We start from the raw sequence: 16,846 nt of genomic DNA, 5'->3' as shown, positions 1-16,846 counted from the left end.
GAATGGAACCTGGGTCACAGCGTTGACAATTATGCGACCGGGTTCGTCCATTCTCGTGCGATAAAAATTTACTCCGGACAAAAGAGATGAGAAAAGCTTCGCAGTTTCCCCCCGGATACGGACCTCCCCATGCCTCGTTCAAAACTGTTCTCTAGACTGTTTGTCGCTCTGCTGGCCGGCGCGGCGCTGTGGTACATGTGGATGATCACCAGTGCCAAGCTGGAGTGGGGTGGCGACAACCCCGATCAGCAGCAAGTGGGCGCCGTAAAGGATACCCGCTTGCGCGCGATGACCCAGTATTGCACAGGCGTGACGGTGACTCCGCAGGGGACTTGGCTGGTGGGACGCCTGGAGGAAGAGGCCCAGGCCCTTGAATCGTCCGCTGATGTCGTGGACCTGGATGCGGTGGTCTATGGCAAGCCCGCTGAGGCTGAAGAGTCGGGGGAGCCCGAGACATTTGCCCGATTGTTCTCTCGTGCCGAAAAGGAAACTTCCTTCATTTCCCGCCTGGATGCCCAAGGGCAATTTCAGCTCGTGGCCCATGTCAGCGGCGCCGCTTGTCTCGTGACGAGCCCCGACGGGAGCAGTGTATTCCTGCTCACGGGCCTGCGTCGGCCTGAAACGGCGAATACCCATGAGCCCGATCAAACCGTGGTCCTTCGCAGTGATGATCAAGGCCGACGCTGGACGTGGTTGACCAAGGGCTGGTTTCCCGAGGCCGATTCGTTGGCCTGGAACCTGGTTCCCTATTTCCACGGCTCGAATGAAGTCTGGGCCGTGGGCCCACCGGACGTGGCGGATGAAGACAGCGATGAGGAAAAACCGACAGCCGTTTCCACCGGCGTCTTTTACTCGGCCGATCGCGGTGCGAACAGCTCGCCGATAATGGCGCCCGAGTCGCTGCTGGTGTCCGCCGAATACGCCCGTGGCAAACGTCCTGACATCACTGACTGGAGCACGAACGCAGGCGAACATGGGGAAGTCCAGACCCATGTCCTGCAACTGAATGCACAGACTGCCTTTATCTGGGCGTCCCAACGCTTCTGGGGTGGCCATCCCGATGGCGTCAGCCACAATATCGCGGTCAATGTCACGACACGGGCCCGATTGCAGGCCCAGGGAGGGCACTGGCAGGTGGTGGACAAGCAGCGCCATGACAACCTGTTCGTGAGCAAGCTGCTACGAAACGATGCCGGGCGGGTGATTGGACTGATCGACCAGGGGGCTCGCGGGCAAGATGTGGTCGCCGAACTGGATACCGCCGCGCTGACCTGGACGCCGTTGAGCGACCTGCCCAGTGTGTTCGCGCCGTTGGGTTCGGATAGTCAGGTGCGTGGCAGCAACTTCTGGATGGGGCAAAACACCCTGCTGATCAACACCACCAGCAATCACCATCCACCGCGCTGGCTCTACTGGTGGTCGGACGCGAACATCTCCGCCGATGGGGTGTTCTATTCCCAGGATTGGGGCCGCTCCTGGCAGCGCCTCGCCATCGGCGGTTACCTGGGCATCCTCGGTTTTCAAGCAGAGCAGGATCGGGTGATCTGGGCCATGGGCAACTGGTTCGACAACAATGACCTGGGGATTTATTCCTATGGTTTGCGCTGAACGTTAATCAGCGAACCTGGTGCCCGAGTGAGCAATTGTGGCAAGGGAGATCCCGCCGCCTCTTCGACGTTGGGCTGTCGGGCGGCAAACGAAGGGTGATGCCAGGGCCAGGCTGACCCGATCGCCGTGAAGCAGCGGATCGGTCACGCCATGGTGGGTGGCTTGTCGGTCCTCGGTGATAACCAGCGGCGTGTTCGCCATTTTCACGTTCAGGATTGTGCCCCAGGCGCGCCGTGTTTCCAATCTGCCGCGCCGATCAATCTTCCCCGGCCGCACCCGGCGTGCCACCAGATTACCCGCAATAAAGGCGCTTGCTGCGCGATCAGGATTGCTTGTGTCGGGTCGCTTTCAACGAAGTGCGTGCACCCCAACTGTACGCATGCCCGGGCTTTGTAGAGAGCAACCTGTTCTGGGCTGTCGTTGCACGAGCGGGTATCTCTCATGACCAGCGGTGTCCCGCCATGGCCGTGTTGGCTTAGCCAGGCTTGAGTACGAACGCGATCCATCTCCGGGCGCCCGGTGATAATCGCCTTCACCCGCTCGAGGGGCGGCAGCTGCTTGAAGGGCGCGAGGCGGTCGCGTTCGTCAAGCGCCGCGCTCAAGTCAGCCGCATAACGTTGGAGCGGGATATCTGGAAGCAGTATTCCGTCGAGGTCGATGGCGTACACGTCGTAATCATGATCATGGGCCATCCTGCCGGTACGTCCGCCACCTGTGGCGTTCCAGCGATCGCGATAAGCGCGGGTAACGGCTTGGCGCTCCCAAGGGAACTGCAAGAAATATCCTCGCCCGTCCAGCCCGTAATCAGGGCGAATGCCGCTTAGATCGTCGAAGCCGACAGTGAAGATCTTGACCTTCAAACCCCGCTGCTGCAAAAACGCCACGCAGTCCTTCAGGGTATGCCCGGTGCCGGCGATGTCCTCACAGAGCAGCACTTTGCTGCCCGGTGGAGGGAGCGGGACCGATGAGTCCCAGATCACGCTTCGATCCGCCCGGTAATAACGCAAAAAGGCCGGTTCTACGCCCGTGGCATGCGAGACCATCAACGCCAAGGGGGCGCCGCCTCGCAAGATGCCAATGATGCTGCTGAAGGCTTCTTCCAGAAGCGTCGGTTGTATCGAGGCGACCCAGCGATCCATTTGCTCATATGTGACAGGCAGTACGGGTTTATTCAAGGGCGATTGCTCGACAGGCGCTGTTCTATCCGGTGATGAAGCGACTCGGTTGGCGGGTGCCTGTTGTTCTTGATGGTGTTGCAGAGCCATTGCGCAGGACTATGGGTGGTTACAAGGCAACTGGCTCACCACCGTCGGCGGCCACGAAGGAACGTCGGGAGGACAGCTCGCGAAACTCGTCGAGGGAATGTCGTGCTTCTTCAGAAAGAATGCGCGGGTGAAAGTTTAGCGATGTGCTCGGTTTGAGCCGAAGTCTTGGCAGACTCGATGGCTTGCCCATGCCGCAAGCGACCAAGGAGCACAGAAGAACTACTTGCACCCGATATCATTTGATTTTTCTCCTCATGCGCTTGTGCAATTGGTTCGATCAGATGAGTGGTCAATAGTGTTATGCCGGTTCCCACATCAGCCCGATAAATGTGCACCGTATAAGTCGGCGAGGATCTACTCGGTCTATCCGCCGGACTGAATTCGCCGGTGCTCGGCAACCACTTTCAATAAATCCAGATCAGACTGGGAAATATGACTGCCACGCCGGCTGTCTTGGCCGGACGCTGTACTCCCGCGACGAGTGTCAGGGGTTGATAGGGTAGACGACTGACTACTGAGTTTGCGCATGATTTCTTGACTGCGGTTGGCGACGTTAGTCTTTAATTCGTCATCAAACCAACGCCTGTTTCCGACCAGCACATAGCTTGTATGATCGCTTGGGTGAGCGTCACGCGCCTCCTTCAGGAAATCGTTTAACGTGACCTTGTCAGGTATGACTGCAATGGCGCCAAATTCTCCCAGTGCTTGCGGAGCAATGACGGTAGCTGGAAGGTTCCTGTGCATGTCTGTGCTTGGATTGCCTTCATCCGAGCCATGATGAACCAGATTCCAGTCTGATGGATCATCGACATTCAGATGTGTTTTCAACTCGCCGCGCAATGCGTGGTTGATGTCGTCAATGACGCGTTCCTCGAGGCGGGTGACATAATCAACAGTCGGGGCGGCCCCCGCCATATCTTTGGCGGCGATATTTTCATATTTCGATCGAATATGGGCAATGCCAAGATCAGCGGGCTGCTCGTTTGGCGCGGCTGGTTTTACCGAGCCTCGTCGTTGACTCTGTTGTGGGACGTCATCCCATTGCGGCATCAAAAACAGCAAGTCGTAGTCAGCGGTGAAGGGAAGAGCAGGCCTGCCGTGAGGTTGAACCTTCGGTGCCAGCACCTCAACAGCCTGACCGTCCGTGGTTATTCGATAGGTGCCGTTTGCTGTTTTCTCAGCAGTGAAGTTAAACGCGGAACCATCCTCCTTGGTGCTTGCGAACGCAGGTGGAACAAGCGGTCTTATCAAATTATGTTGCTTCAGGTAATCCATACGTGCCGCTGGCAGTTCCAAAGGCACCTTAACCGCATGGCCGTTCGCCACGCACTCTTCGATTTGAAGATTCGCTTTTTCCGTCTCGGCCGATGTCGTGTTGCCTTTTCCACTGAGCTGCTGATTTGCCGGAATAAAACCGAACAGCGGGCCGACCATGGAACTCTTCCCTTTTATATTCAGCCCCTTGGTGGGATAGCCCATCTCGATCAGCTGTGCGTTGTGTGGATCAACAGGGCGGAAAGCGATAATGCATCGATGCTTCCGAGCGATGTCATGGAGCTGGTGCAAGTGCTTCCCACAGATGCCTGTTTGCTGGCTGACTTTATCGATATCGTCGCGAACAACCTCAGTCAACGGGCGGGCGGAAACTGACGTGGCATGCTCAGCCTTAGGCGCTGTTGCTGGGGTAAAGCTGAATGTTGGGCTCCATTGAACCGGACCTAAGCTACTCATTCCATCTGCTTTCCATAATTTTAGTTCTCGAATAGGTGGCGATTTCAGGCATGTGGGTTCCGCAAACCTCGGGAATTTGCTCCTGAAGGTTAGGGCGACCGAGTGGAATACCGCCTGACGCACCCATGATCACCTGCTTGCCGCCTCCATAATCGGTACCTGCTTCCTTTGCCAGGCGCTCGGCCGATGGCACCGAAAAAAAACGCGCCCGAAAGAGCGCGTCAAAAATTGGCTGGATGCGGCCAACCAAAGGAGCTCATGACTGGACCTGCGCGGCTGTTTGATCGGCGGGTCAATGCAATCGCACGCGTGGGTCCATGATCTCTGGCCCTCAGAAACGTGATTTCCGCCCTTTGCTTTCAACCAACGGCAGCAGGCAACGGACGGCATTGCTGCGCAGGTAAAGCGAAGCCCAGGCCGCAATGCCCAATAGCGCACTGATGACCTGCGAAGCAGAGCCGAATTCCCCCAGGCGCAAATGGGTGCAAATGGCACCACCCAGGAACCCTGTCACCAGTATCGCGCCCAATACGGCGGTTCTCGGAATCACGTAGAGCACCGCGCAAACCAGGATGATGCCGCCAATGACAGAGGAGAGGTGATCAGGGAATCCGGTCAGCTCCATGTTTTTTGCGAGGACATGGGGTGCGAAAAGATTCACACCGGCGTCGGCAAGTAACGCCAACACCACCAGAGCGCCCAGGACTCTGCCCGTCCAGCGCGCGGCGCTGGTTTTTTTATGTATATCTGAAATCATGATCAGGACCGTGGTAAAACTCATTGGATGGGTTGACGCACCCGTGTTGAATTCAAGCGAGGCCCGGTTCTCCCGCGGGATTCGGCTCGAAGCAGCCCTAGCGAGTGGCTGGCTTGAGCAGAGTCACCGGCGCCTGCTGACGCTCAAAACTCGTAAGTGGACCGTATAGCCTCCACGGTCCGCTCGCCGATCACGACGCACGGGGCCATGGTATTGCCGCTCGTGACATGGGGCATGATGGAGGCATCGGCGATGCGCAGGCCCTGGACTCCGTAGACGCGCAGTTGACTATCGACCACGGACATCGCGTCCTGACCCATTTTTGCCGTACCGCATTGGTGCCAGTAAGTAACGGCAGCGTTGCGAGCGTAATGTTCGAGCGATTGGGTGTTGAGTTTTCCAGGTAGGCTTTCATGTTTGATCAAGCCCTTGAAGGGCGCCTGCGCGCCCAATTCCTGGACAAAACGAATGTTTTCCAGCGCGTTGCGCCGATCGGTAGGATGCGACAGCGTGTTGGGCTGAATGATCGGCGCATCGGTCACATTCGGGCCGCTGAGCTTGACCCGGCCGCGACTTTCCGGGTGGGCAAGGCCAGCGAACATAGTCCAGCCATGTGCGGGAACGCCAAGTGAGGCGGTCTCTGCGCTGGGCACTGGAAATTCAACTTGGCAGTGGAACATGTCGGGGAGATGCAAGGCGCTTTCGCTGCTCCAGTAGAGCGTGGCCTCCGAGCCGCCATAACCCACTGGTTGAGGTGTCGCGTACTCGAAAATAACGGCAAAGGACACGTGGTCCTGATGATTGGCGCCAACGCCGGGGAGATGCTGGACGAGGGGAATACCATGGCGCTGCAGTTCCTCCTCCGGTCCCACGCCTGATTGCATCAGGACCTTGGGCGTGTTGACCGCCCCCAACGAAAGAATGACTTCGTGATCGGCGTAAAAGCACTCAGTCTGCCCATCTTTTATGGTTTGCACGCCGATGGCGCGTTGGTCCCTGAACAGCACGCGGCTGACAAGCGTATCGGTCAGAACGGTGAGGTTGGGCTGACCACAGCGTGGAGCGACGTAGGCGCGGTAGATGGAGTTGCGCCGGCCATCCTTGACGATGAGATCGTTCAAGGCCGCACCTCCGCGGCCTTCCATCATGGTGCCATTGGGATTTTCAAAAGCCGGTATACCCATGCCGGCAGCCGCACTGATCATGGCGTTGGCAATCGGTTGGGCGTCTCGCACAGGCGCGACATGAACCGGTCCGCCCTTGCCGCGACGCACCGGATCGCAGGTGCCCCGATAGTCTTCCACGCGTTGATAAATTTTCAGGACCGACGTGTAGTTCCACGCCGGGTCGCCACTGAGTGCGGCGAAGTCTTCCCAATCGTTTTTGTGGCCGCGAGCCCACAACATGACATTGACGCTGGATCCGCCACCCAAGCCGCGGCCCATATTCAGTGGGATTTTCCGGTCGTTGAGATGAGGGTTCGCGGCACCTACGAAGTTCCAGTCGCGCTCGGTGCCCAGGTTCAGCGGCCAGTTCCCCGGTTCCAGCACGTGGGGGTGGTCATCGCTGCCTCCTGCCTCGATGAGCAACACCTGCACCTCGGGATTCTCGGCCAGCCGTCCGGCCACGACGGAGCCGGCGGTTCCCGCGCCACAGACGATAAAATCGAAATGATGCTTTTTCAGCTCGGGATTCATAGGCATGAGCGAGGTTCCTTGGCCGGTGTGGTATCGCTCGCCAGATTCAAGCGTCGATCGAGGGGCAAAATCATTGCAGGGGAGAACATGCGGTGAATCTCGCTAGGGTATTGATGGATGAAGCCGGGCACGATGACGGGTCAATCGACTGCCGTTTTGTTTGTTGGGCAATGAGTGACGGCAGGCGGGCAAAAGGTTCCAACGGATGTTTTCCGTCGGCTCGGTAGCAGGAGGTGAAACTCAATCTCGTCAGAGGTGACGAGCGTTGCGAGGGAAGTGCGTTGCGTCCTCGATCCGGGCGCAGAAGAGGACCGAAGTTATTGGCCCTTCTGAACGGCCTGGATGACCGTATTTTCGGTCTCGGCAGGTGTGCTTGCGCGTGGTCGGAAAAATTCCTGAGTCAGCGAGTTATTGCTTTTATTGTGTTTGGATCGATTTATATGAAACAAAAATAGTTTATATGATGGATAGAGAAATATTGTTTCGTGTTTTCGTGAAAATATGCAACACGCTTTCTGATAAATATACTTAAGCTTAAGCAGCGGACCTGTCGACAAAACGTGAATAATAAAACCGGGAGCTGAGCATGATGGACCTGAACGGTTTTAGTTGCCTGTCAAGCGATGCCGAGAGCCACGCCATGGCGGCTCATCATATCTGGCTCATTCCCGGGGTGCTTCCAGATGACGGTTTTGCAAAGAAAGCCAGGGTGCCTCATTGGACCGTCGGTGCCTGCGGTCAGCACGATGGACGTTCGTGGGCGGCTCAGGGATTGGTCCAGTCTTATGATCGGCTCGATGGCCGCGGCTATATCCGCGGCTTCGAAAGCGATTCAGGGCTGATTCGCTATCGACTGCGAGTTGCAACATTGACTTTGGAGGCATTGCGCAGCCAGCCACCGCGGCCACCCGACTTGAGCGCCGAAGGAACTCGCGCCATGGCCCAACCCAGAACAAACAGCAACCCGCTCTCCGAGCGTGAAGCACAAATATTGCGCTGCATCAGTAAGGGCGGCAGCAACAAGGAAGTAGCGCGTCAGCTTGGAATCAGCCCGAGTACGGTGCGCACTCACGTTGAAAACATGTTCCGCAAGCTGCAATGCACCACACGCGCAGCGGCCACGCTCAAAGCACTGAGCCTCGGGTTGATCTGATTCAGAGCGGAATATGCGGCGTCCACGGCACCTGGCGCCGTATGAGCGGGTGGGTAATATTGAATGTCACGCATCATGGACGCCGATGTGCGGCTGGGTGCAGCGGGTTTTTAATATCGGTATCCGGCCAAGCGGCAGGTTTGCTCTCCGGGATCAGGTAGTGCAATAGGTGCAGATTAATGGGAGTGGGTGCGATGGATGTGATGTCACAAGCAGCAGCTTGGATCAAGGAGCCCTCGCCGGATGTCGGGGTAGTTATTGTCATCAGTGCGTCGTTACCCAAATACATCATTGATCAGGTGCACATTGCCTTGGACGATTGGGATCAGGTTGCGTATCTGGCGGTCCATCGTCCAGCGGAATTGATGCGCGACTGGCTGCAGTCAGGGGCGAAGCCGACGCAATCGGGGACGCCTTCTCACGGTCAGGCGAGGCAGTTGCTAAGCCCTGTGTGTCCAAATTGCTTTTTGTTGGATGTCGAAGTCGAAGCGATCCCAAGCCTCGCTTGGCTGGGGTCGGTCTGTGGTCACAAGCTGCGGGTCCTTGAGCTGAGTCTCGATGGGCTGTCCAATGTGGAAATGGACCAGCAGGTCGAGCGGATTCTGTCGGCCGCTCGGACCCTGGCCCGGTGCCTGCTGCAAGAGCGATGCGCGCTCTAGCGTAGGACGTCATCGCTGCACCTTCGAAACACTTCCTGAACCACGTCCATCGATGTGGACAGCCTGGCGCCGTGGGAGATGAGCAGGGCGTCAATAAAACTTCAACCGGCAGCGCCAGGGGTATGTGTCTGCCGGCTGAAGTGTCCAGTTATCCGGAGGCTATCGAGCCGCGTCACTTTTGCGAAGAAGCTCCTGGTGGTTGTGGGGCCGCCACGTCATCAGAGTCCTCACCCAAGCGCGCGGCAACTTGCTTGATGGCGAGCTCGGTGAGCTCCGTCGGAACCTGGGACGCGACTTGTAATCCCCCTCGGACACGATGGTAGGTATTTTCTGCAGCTCTGCCCCATGTTCCCGGCATGGACCCGTGCGGTAAATCGGCCCGGTCGGGCAACCGGATGTTCTGCATTGCCGTTTGTGTGCGTGGGAAGTTGGACGCCGGTACTTGAGCGGGGGCGCCCGGCCCGGGCAACTCTTGCGTTTTATGCTCCTTTTCAAGCGCCGCCTGATGGGCCTCGGTTTCCGCGCCCGCCTGAAAGCTTGCATAGGCCGGAATAAGTAGCGCCGGCGAGCCCAACGCAGCCAGGAGTACCTGGCCGAACTGCTGCGCCGGTGTGTCTGAGCCAAAGGCCCGCGCCGCTGAGCTGACCGCCATTGCACTGCCCAACCCGACGAGTGAACCGTAGGTTTTACTGAACAGGCTTTGACGGACCTCGGGATTGCTCGGATCGCTGGCCAGCACCGCGTCCGAAGCCGCTTTCGCCAAGCGATTCGCCAAAGGTTTGTCGACGTCCTTGAAGGTGTGGGTCGGCAGCGCGCGCCCGCGCCGATCAGGAACGCTGCTGCGTAGCTGCGCACCCGATTGCACACCTCCCATGAACAGGCCGCCCGCCATGGAGGCCAGCGTGCGCGGCCCAAATTGATCTACTGGAATATGCGGCTTGGCTAGCCCTATGCCTTTGCGAATACCTTGTGCCAGGCCAAACGCGCCGAAGGCTTCAGCCTCGCCAATGCCGGTTCCATTCTTGTTGGCTTGCTGGGCGTTGAGATGGCGACTGCGCAGTTGTTCAACCTCCTGCATGGCGGCGTCTTTTTGTTCTGCGGGCAGGGGCTTGAGCTCGCCATCGACAATAACCCGGGGGTTCGGGTTTGGAATGACCTCTGACGCTTTCACCGGCTTAAGCGCCCACCCGCCCAGCATCTCTTGACTCATGGGTTTGAGCAGGTTGACCCCTACCTCATGTGCCGCCGCCATCACGGGGGCGGTGGCGAATGCCTGGGCCTTGAGGTTGGGAACCGCTGACTCCACGACCGCCCGCGCGAAGCCGAACGCCAGGCCCGACGCGAGCATTTGTGGCACGGCGCCTGCGACGACCGCCTTGGCAGTCGCTCCCCAGCCGTCGTTGTGTTGATGGAGCTGCTGAAGCCTGGCCGGAAGCTTGGCGTTATCCAGTGCATCTTTGAACTCGCCATCGATTGATGTGTGCTCGACCAATTCACCGAGCATCTGGCTGATGCTTTCCCAGTCCTCTGACGGTTGTTTCAATTGCTTCAGCGCGCTGACTGTTGCGTCTGCTTTGGTCAAGGCTGTTTTTAAAGCGCCCGGGATCGAGTTCACAGTCTGTTGGGCATGAAGTGAGAAGGCGTTTTCGCTACGTTCTATGTGTTGTCGGTCGGCGGCCGATAGCTGTGGGTCGGTCAATACCTGGTCATAGAGTGCGACGTGTGCGCCAAGTAAATCAGTTTGCGCGCGCACAGCCTCTGTCAGCACGTTGCGGCAAGCCTCCAGGTCCGGTGGTTGTTGTGGATCCTCCGTCAGCTGTTCCAACTCGCGGATCAGCGTCTGTTGCGCCTCCTTGGCGTCGACCAGCAAGCGGCCAGTCATGGATTCGGGCGCTTTTCCATTGGCTCTTGCAAATAGCTTGTCACTTATATCGGCGTAAGGAGTACCAGGGTGCTCCTGTAAATACTTACCTTCCAGAACCATGCGCTGCTTGGCTATCGCGACGTCAAAGCCGGACCGCCCCAGTCGGGGTGCCAACAACGCGGCCTCCCTGGCTAGCGCGGGGGACGGCTGTCCAGGTTGTGGCGGCTGATGAGCTTGGGGGGCTGGGTTGTTGACGGGCGCACGAGCACGAGTGGGCGTCAAGGGGATATTTGTCCCAAGTGTGGACTGTGTTGGGGTGAAGGGAAAATTTCCTGCGGGTAGCGTCAGACCTATCATAATCCCCCCAGATTCGTGCGCGCCGAGGGATCGCGTTTTGCGCCTTCATCGAGAAAGTAGCAGTGCTGCCATGATTGCGCATATTCAGCGATATGCCCCAGCAACTGCACGAACTGAGGTGCGCCGATCTGGGTCAGCTCGACTGTGCAACTGAACTGTACTTGGCCGGTGTCGTCGTTGTGTGAAAAGCAACAGGAACGGTCCCCGTTGAATAAATGAAAATTGACATTCATAAGCTGAAGTAGGATGGCATCTCTGCGTCGATCCGGTAATGGACCGAAGTCTGCGTGAATCATGACGGTATCGGCTAAGTTGGCAAAATTGAAGGCAATGCCTTTCACGTTTAGCTGAACCAGATCGAAGTCAACCGCAGTCACAGGGATTTGACAGAGCTGACAGATATCAGTAACCAAACGGTGGTAGCGCTCTTTACTCATTTTTTATTCTCTGAGCTGTTTGAAGGTGAAACAGTTGTTTTTTTATTGTGTTGAACTGTCTCAAGTACTGAGTGGTGCATGCCGTCGAGCAGGTTCCATGTTTTTTAAAAAAATAACGCCAAGCCGTAAAATGTTTATCGAACTTTCTCGAGGGCTCCGGTCAAACCGCGTTGTATCCGAACTGTGAAGTAATGCCATTAAAGTGACCGCCGGCGATTGACAGGATTTGGGTGAGCGGTATTCTCTGCCGCCCTAAAGCACTAGTTGTTGAATGGCTTTCAAGAAGAAGCGCTGACAGCGACCAGAGAAAACTGGTCGGTACGATAGTGCCAAGTGGTCATTCAAATTGTTTCAAAAAATATCTCCTACGCTCGATGGAATAACTGATCGCAGCGCGCGTCACACACGCACTTTTGGATCTGCCGTGGAATTTGATCAATAAATGGACTGTAAGCGCAGTGCGCGTGCAGTCGTCAGGCTTGGTGTAGCGGGTCTGTCCGACCTGCGATCATAACTAATGATCGCGCAGCTTATGGCCATGCTTCGCCTCGTGCTTGCAGCGGGAGGGCGTATGAAGTAGTGCCGATCACGGGGTTTATATGGGTGTGTGCGATTACTTTTACTGCGGACCTGACAACATTGCTGAAGCGCCTGATATCAAGGTCATCGCCCAAAGTACTTCGCTGCTTGGCGTCGATCTATTGCTCTCTGGAGAGACGGGGACCGGCAAGGACACTTTGGCTCAGCGGATTCATTCGATGTCCGGGCGCAAGGGTGCCTTTGTCGCGATGAACTGTGCGGCAATCCCGGAATCATTGGCCGAAAGTGAATTGTTTGGTGTGGTCAATGGTGCGTTCACCGGGGCTAACCGCTCGCGAAAGGGCTACATCGAGGCTGCGCAGGGCGGGACTTTGTACCTCGATGAAATCGATAGCATGCCGCTCAGTCTGCAGGCCAAGTTGCTGCGTGTCCTTGAGGTGCGAGCGATTGAGCGCTTGGGCTCTACCACGGTCATTCCGTTGGATATTTGTGTGATTGCATCGGCTCAGCGGCCCTTGGCCGAGCTGGTGGATCGGGGCGAGTTCAGGCGCGATCTGTATTTCCGGCTCAACGTGCTGACGATCCAGTTGCCAGCGCTACGTGACCGTCGCGAAGACATCGTTCCGCTGTTTTCCCAGTTCGTGGCCGCGGCTGCGCAAGACCTGGGGTGCGAGCCTCAGGCTATATCGCCCGAACTCATGCAAGCGCTCTTGGGTCATCCCTGGCCGGGGAATATCCGCGAGTTGAAATCAGCGGCCAAGCGATTTGTTCTGGGACTGCCGTCGTTGACCCTTGGCTCAAGCGCGGAGATCGAGGGGCGCACGCTCAAGGCGCAAATGCGGGCTATCGAACGGATCCTTATTCAGGAAGCCCTCAAGCGTCACGGGCATTCCATTGATGCCGTGAGCTTGGAGTTAGGCATACCACGTCGAACGCTCTATCACCGAATAAAGTCGTTGGACGTATTTGGCAAGACCTCCATGATTGAAAAAAAATCTGGAACCTGATTTGAACAACTTCCCACCCATTGGTACCTAGCAAATCCGCTAGAGTATGAGGAGTTGTTATTATGCCAGGTATTTCAAGCAATCCTTTTAGCAACATTACTAATACGCTGGGTAGTGCTGCAAATATGGGTGTCAACGCATTTGCAGGTGCAAAGCAGGAAGCCAATAGCGTTAAAGCTAACGCCGCTACGCAAGGTCAGTTGACTAACGCAGCATCAGGTGGTGAGTCAATGGCCGCCCAGTTGGATGTAATGAAGCGCAACGATAAGGAACAGGCTGGATTGATTAAGTTGCAGGGCGAGGCGGCTATGCAAACTATGAGACTGAATACAGCGAGCGCTATCGATTCCGCTCGTTCTGACGCGGCAAGCAAGTCTATTTCCAATATGGCTGGCCAGGCTAAGGCCATCAGTTACTAACGATCTGCCCTCCTTTTTTCAGTGTTGCGGTAATAAAAAGGGGGGTAGCCTTTAGCGAGAACCTTAAAAATGCTGAATTCTGTTATAGGCCTTGCAGCATCGGCTGTCGGTGGGGTAGGTGTCTCTGGTGTTTCTCAACCTAAACACGACGTTTCATCAAACATCTCGCCTTCTTTGTCAGGCGTAGTTTCGGAGCTTGCCAACTCCCTAATGTCCGGTGGGAAGCCCGATTTTAATAGTCCGCTGGGCAAGATGGTGCACGAAAAACTTTCCGAAAATGGCGGGTTGGGTCTTATGGGGATGGCGTCGAAGCCCCAAGAGACCTTGAAGAATGCCCTGATGGATATCGTTAAAGACAAGATGGGTAGCAATTTTGTTACCAGCGCCGGCGGCAGGGACAGTAAAGAACTCATGGGTCAGGTTATGAGTGGGTTGGGCCAATCCGCGCTGAATAACGCACTGCAGCCCAAAGGCGATGGCACGACATTTTCCAATGCTGACAAGCCGCTGCTTCAGCAAGTGGCCGATTATATGGACAAGAACAAGGCTGCCTTTGGAGCGCCAGATTCCGGCTCATGGAGTAAAGAGCTGGATGAAGATAATTACTTGTCCAGGGGTGAAACTGCCAAATTTCAACAGGCACTCGAACAAGTCTCTCAACACATGGGGGCCGGAGCGAGTAGAACCGACTATCCGGGCGCTGAAAGGATGATGGAGGGCGGAGAAGGTGGCCTTGGTAGCAGTTCTTCGCTTTCGGGAGGTGGCATGAGTGATCTGGAGCAATTGCGCCAGATGCTAAAAGGCAACGACGGAATGAATATCTTTCAGCAAGGGTTGCAGTTGGGATTAGAAATTGCTTCTGGTACGCAAACCGGCCCTCAGGTGAATCAAGGAGGGCAAGCAGCTTCTCATGCCGCTCAGAATGTCCTTGATGTGATGCGCGCTAGCATAACGTGAGCCCTGAAGCGAAAGTTTGATATTCCATCGTCTATGTTCCATAGGAGAAAACCGGTGACCATTTCCAACGTCAATTCATTCAGGGGTGTCACACCTGACCATGAGCTGGAGATGGTTTCCGCTCCCGCTCAGGCTGATGTGGATTTGTTCAATAGCGCAGTGCGCAGCAATCAAGAGCCAGGTGGTCTGGCAAGTAATCTGCTTGGTGTGATCTCGGAGCGTCTAACCGGTCAAACCGAGTTATCGCATCAGGCTGAGCGTGCGATGAAGACCGCTTCATCTTCAACCGATCCGTTGGATATGCTGAAAATGAATAGTGCTCTCTCCCAATATTCGTTGCAAACGGCGCTCACCACCAAGGTGGTGAGTAAAGGCGCGCAAGTGCTCGATAAACTGACCAATTTGCAATAGGTTCCTCGTGAAAGTACCCGGATTACTAACGGTCTTGGCCTCCTTGGCGCTCGCCGGCTGCAGCGACGACACCGTACTGTTCAGTGGTATGACAGAGCAGCATTCAAACTCAGTGGTCGCTAGGCTGGCACAGGAACACATAGCCGCGCGTAAGCAGATAGAAAAGGCCGGCATAACCGTAATCGTTGCCAATGATGATGTGAATCGGGCGGTGCGGGTGTTGGATGCTGCTGGTTTGCCTCATCAGACCCGGACTAGTTTGGGCGAGATATTTAAAAAGGAAGGGGTCATCTCCACGCCTCTGGAGGAACGCGCTCGCTACATCTACGCGCTTTCGCAAGAGTTGGAATCAACGCTGTCCCAAATCGACGGCGTCATCGTGGCCCGCGTACATGTCGTCTTGCCCGAGCGAATCGCGCCGGGAGAGCCCGTTCAGCCGGCATCTGCATCGGTGTTTATTAAGTATGCAGCGTCGGCCTTGGATCCGGACAGTGTCCGTGGGCGCATTCAGCAAATGGTTGCCAGCAGCATCCCGGGGATGAGCCAGGAGAGCAATTCCACAAAGAAATTTTCGATTGTATTCGTGCCATCTATGGAGTTTCAGGACCCTGAGCATCTCGTGTCCTTCGGACCGTTTCTCATTGATAGCAAGGATGCAGGCTTTTGGTGGGGGCTGGTAATTGCGTTGCCTTTGGGTCTGGTGTTTGCGGCAGGTGTCTCGGTCCTGATGTTGCGTCCAGACTGGCGCCAAGCATTGCTTACCCGCTTGCGCGCCAGGCGCCGGACAGCCGGCTTGCCCGCGCAGCTATGACCGATGAGCAGTGGGTCCGATGGTGGTGCTGTACGTGGCGCTGGATGCACCCAGAGTGGAGGTCCGGTGTATGGGAAAGAAATGGAGTTGATTTTGATGTGTGCATTGAAATCTGCCGCAGCCAACACGGCATCTTGCTCAGCTTACTGGGCATTGTCCCATCTGCGCCGCCCGAGCCAGAGCCCAACGTTATCGAATGGCTGTCGTTGACAGAAAAGCAACGTCTGCAGGCTTTATCTCTGGTTCACGCAATTTGTTTTGCGGTGAGAAATGATGAGTTGTCGGAGGAGCAGTGGTCGTGGTGCCGTGGCATAGCCAAGGCGCTGCGACCAGGACTGTGGTTGACTGCTGATGTCACTGACTCGCGCGCGATGCTTGGGGGGTGGCTGGGTGAACGATACTGGTCGCGCCTGCGTGTGTCGTGGGCGCCCCAAGTGGCGCTGGAGCCTGCTTTTAATGTTCCCGCACGCAAACTTGATGCGCTGTGGCGGTCGGTGTTGTGGAGGGTTCAGGTATGACAGGCGCGCAGATTGAGTGTCGAAAATGCTGATTCGTCGAAGTATGTCCTTGGGCGATCTTGAACTTGGACGCGAGTTAATCGTTCGTCACGAGCAGTTCGCTGACTATCGGGGAGCTGTTGACGTGATGTTGCAGGCGCGTGCTGACGCCAATGCGCTGCTGCAACAGGCAGAGACCCTGCGACAAGAGTCTCTGGATAGAGCGCTGGCTGAGTTTTGGACCCAGGCCAGTGGTTTTTTAGAAGCGTTAGAGGCAGAACGCCAACAATGCAGGGAGGGTGTAGTTGAGGTGTGCCGCGAGTTGTTGAATGTCGTTATCGGCAGACTGTTCGATGAATGCCCTCCGAAGGAACGCATCAGGATTCTGCTGGACCATCTAGTAGCAACCTGTGCATATCCGTTGAGTAGCGCCACTTTGAAGTGCCATCCCGAACTTTTTGTTGAGGTGCAAGCCTGGCTGGCAGCCAACAGTTCCTCGGCCCTGTGGCAGTTGAGGGAGGACAGTACGATGGCGGTCCAGTCTATTCGCCTGAGCACCGAAACCGGCGAATACGCCGTTGAGTGGGACGACTTGCGGCGTTCGCTTCAGGCCGCGAGTGCATAATATTTCAATATACCCACGCATGTTTGACTCCAATTATTCTTTTTGGAACCT

General features: G+C 56.4%; 17 protein-coding genes. 10 read left to right on the top strand and 7 right to left on the bottom strand.

The window, feature by feature from the left end:
• The first annotated feature begins 129 nt into the window (after positions 1 to 129).
• Positions 130 to 1,608 (top strand): hypothetical protein, encoded by a 1,479-nt coding sequence (locus BM317_RS17330; RefSeq protein ID WP_092475396.1) that lies wholly within the window; start codon positions 130 to 132, stop codon positions 1,606 to 1,608.
• A gap of 209 nt (positions 1,609 to 1,817) precedes the next feature.
• On the opposite strand, the gene BM317_RS17320 is transcribed toward BM317_RS17330, so the two are convergent.
• The 5 genes from BM317_RS17320 to BM317_RS17300 form a co-directional block, all read right to left on the bottom strand.
• Positions 1,818 to 2,783: a phosphoribosyltransferase gene (locus BM317_RS17320; protein ID WP_092475391.1), complete on the bottom strand. Its 966-nt coding sequence runs from the start codon at positions 2,781 to 2,783 to the stop codon at positions 1,818 to 1,820.
• 453 nt (positions 2,784 to 3,236) lie between these two features.
• Positions 3,237 to 4,604, bottom strand: a complete 1,368-nt coding sequence (locus tag BM317_RS17315; protein ID WP_092164956.1) for an anthrax toxin-like adenylyl cyclase domain-containing protein — start codon at positions 4,602 to 4,604, stop codon at positions 3,237 to 3,239.
• Positions 4,597 to 4,854, bottom strand: a complete 258-nt coding sequence (locus BM317_RS30880; protein ID WP_092475389.1) for a hypothetical protein — start codon at positions 4,852 to 4,854, stop codon at positions 4,597 to 4,599. Before BM317_RS30880 ends, BM317_RS17315 begins: the two co-directional genes overlap by 8 nt.
• A gap of 81 nt (positions 4,855 to 4,935) precedes the next feature.
• Entirely contained in the window at positions 4,936 to 5,385 is a 450-nt protein-coding gene (locus BM317_RS17305) for a DoxX family protein (protein WP_218189402.1), read from the bottom strand.
• A 119-nt stretch (positions 5,386 to 5,504) separates the two neighbouring features.
• Positions 5,505 to 7,064 carry a GMC family oxidoreductase gene (locus tag BM317_RS17300; RefSeq protein WP_092475387.1) on the bottom strand — a complete coding sequence of 520 codons (1,560 nt, stop codon included), beginning with the start codon at positions 7,062 to 7,064 and terminating at the stop codon, positions 5,505 to 5,507.
• Between the two features lie 580 nt (positions 7,065 to 7,644).
• Here BM317_RS17300 and BM317_RS17295 point away from each other — a divergent pair.
• Together BM317_RS17295 and BM317_RS17290 are read left to right on the top strand one after the other, a co-directional pair.
• Positions 7,645 to 8,211, top strand: coding sequence for a helix-turn-helix transcriptional regulator (locus BM317_RS17295; protein WP_092164950.1), 567 nt, complete (start codon positions 7,645 to 7,647; stop codon positions 8,209 to 8,211).
• Between the two features lie 194 nt (positions 8,212 to 8,405).
• Positions 8,406 to 8,870, top strand: a complete 465-nt coding sequence (locus BM317_RS17290) for a transketolase (RefSeq protein ID WP_092475385.1) — start codon at positions 8,406 to 8,408, stop codon at positions 8,868 to 8,870.
• A 172-nt stretch (positions 8,871 to 9,042) separates the two neighbouring features.
• Here the strand turns inward: BM317_RS17290 and BM317_RS17285 are convergent, their stop codons facing one another.
• Positions 9,043 to 10,911 carry a hypothetical protein gene (locus tag BM317_RS17285; protein WP_092164948.1) on the bottom strand — a complete coding sequence of 623 codons (1,869 nt, stop codon included), beginning with the start codon at positions 10,909 to 10,911 and terminating at the stop codon, positions 9,043 to 9,045.
• 176 nt (positions 10,912 to 11,087) lie between these two features.
• Complete coding sequence (locus tag BM317_RS17280) at positions 11,088 to 11,528, bottom strand: CesT family type III secretion system chaperone (protein ID WP_092475383.1); 441 nt, start codon at positions 11,526 to 11,528, stop codon at positions 11,088 to 11,090.
• A 599-nt stretch (positions 11,529 to 12,127) separates the two neighbouring features.
• Here BM317_RS17280 and BM317_RS17275 point away from each other — a divergent pair.
• From BM317_RS17275 to BM317_RS17245, 7 genes are all read left to right on the top strand, one after another.
• Complete coding sequence (locus BM317_RS17275) at positions 12,128 to 13,075, top strand: sigma 54-interacting transcriptional regulator (RefSeq protein WP_092164944.1); 948 nt, start codon at positions 12,128 to 12,130, stop codon at positions 13,073 to 13,075.
• A gap of 62 nt (positions 13,076 to 13,137) precedes the next feature.
• Entirely contained in the window at positions 13,138 to 13,494 is a 357-nt protein-coding gene (locus BM317_RS17270) for a type III secretion system major pilin HrpA (protein ID WP_092164937.1), read from the top strand.
• A gap of 69 nt (positions 13,495 to 13,563) precedes the next feature.
• Positions 13,564 to 14,451, top strand: a complete 888-nt coding sequence (locus BM317_RS17265) for a hypothetical protein (RefSeq protein WP_092164935.1) — start codon at positions 13,564 to 13,566, stop codon at positions 14,449 to 14,451.
• A 54-nt stretch (positions 14,452 to 14,505) separates the two neighbouring features.
• A complete protein-coding gene (sctI, locus tag BM317_RS17260; protein ID WP_092164933.1) occupies positions 14,506 to 14,862 on the top strand; it encodes a type III secretion system inner rod subunit SctI in 357 nt (118 codons plus the stop codon).
• A gap of 7 nt (positions 14,863 to 14,869) precedes the next feature.
• Positions 14,870 to 15,673, top strand: coding sequence for a type III secretion system inner membrane ring lipoprotein SctJ (sctJ, locus tag BM317_RS17255; RefSeq protein WP_092475381.1), 804 nt, complete (start codon positions 14,870 to 14,872; stop codon positions 15,671 to 15,673).
• A 98-nt stretch (positions 15,674 to 15,771) separates the two neighbouring features.
• Positions 15,772 to 16,191, top strand: coding sequence for a hypothetical protein (locus BM317_RS17250; protein ID WP_092164929.1), 420 nt, complete (start codon positions 15,772 to 15,774; stop codon positions 16,189 to 16,191).
• Positions 16,192 to 16,216: 25 nt separating this feature from the next.
• Positions 16,217 to 16,795, top strand: a complete 579-nt coding sequence (locus BM317_RS17245) for an HrpE/YscL family type III secretion apparatus protein (RefSeq protein ID WP_092475379.1) — start codon at positions 16,217 to 16,219, stop codon at positions 16,793 to 16,795.
• Positions 16,796 to 16,846: the final 51 nt, after the last annotated feature.

It is taken from the genome of Pseudomonas sp. NFACC24-1, assembly GCF_900115235.1.
Classification (GTDB): Bacteria; Pseudomonadota; Gammaproteobacteria; order Pseudomonadales; family Pseudomonadaceae; genus Aquipseudomonas; species Aquipseudomonas fluorescens_AA.
This window is presented reverse-complemented; position numbering and strand designations above follow the sequence as displayed.

Bases quoted from the DNA above. Each gene is read 5' to 3' on its own strand.
- BM317_RS17295 (WP_092164950.1), top strand. From the start codon at position 7,645: ATGATGGACCTGAACGGTTTTAGTTGCCTGTCAAGCGATGCCGAGAGC.
- BM317_RS17330 (WP_092475396.1), top strand. From the start codon at position 130: ATGCCTCGTTCAAAACTGTTCTCTAGACTGTTTGTCGCTCTGCTGGCC.
- BM317_RS17290 (WP_092475385.1), top strand. From the start codon at position 8,406: ATGGATGTGATGTCACAAGCAGCAGCTTGGATCAAGGAGCCCTCGCCG.
- BM317_RS17300 (WP_092475387.1), bottom strand. From the start codon at position 7,064: ATGCCTATGAATCCCGAGCTGAAAAAGCATCATTTCGATTTTATCGTC.
- BM317_RS17245 (WP_092475379.1), top strand. From the start codon at position 16,217: ATGCTGATTCGTCGAAGTATGTCCTTGGGCGATCTTGAACTTGGACGC.
- BM317_RS17280 (WP_092475383.1), bottom strand. From the start codon at position 11,528: ATGAGTAAAGAGCGCTACCACCGTTTGGTTACTGATATCTGTCAGCTC.
- BM317_RS17305 (WP_218189402.1), bottom strand. From the start codon at position 5,385: ATGAGTTTTACCACGGTCCTGATCATGATTTCAGATATACATAAAAAA.
- BM317_RS17270 (WP_092164937.1), top strand. From the start codon at position 13,138: ATGCCAGGTATTTCAAGCAATCCTTTTAGCAACATTACTAATACGCTG.
- BM317_RS17265 (WP_092164935.1), top strand. From the start codon at position 13,564: ATGCTGAATTCTGTTATAGGCCTTGCAGCATCGGCTGTCGGTGGGGTA.
- BM317_RS17275 (WP_092164944.1), top strand. From the start codon at position 12,128: ATGGGTGTGTGCGATTACTTTTACTGCGGACCTGACAACATTGCTGAA.
- BM317_RS17315 (WP_092164956.1), bottom strand. From the start codon at position 4,604: ATGAGTAGCTTAGGTCCGGTTCAATGGAGCCCAACATTCAGCTTTACC.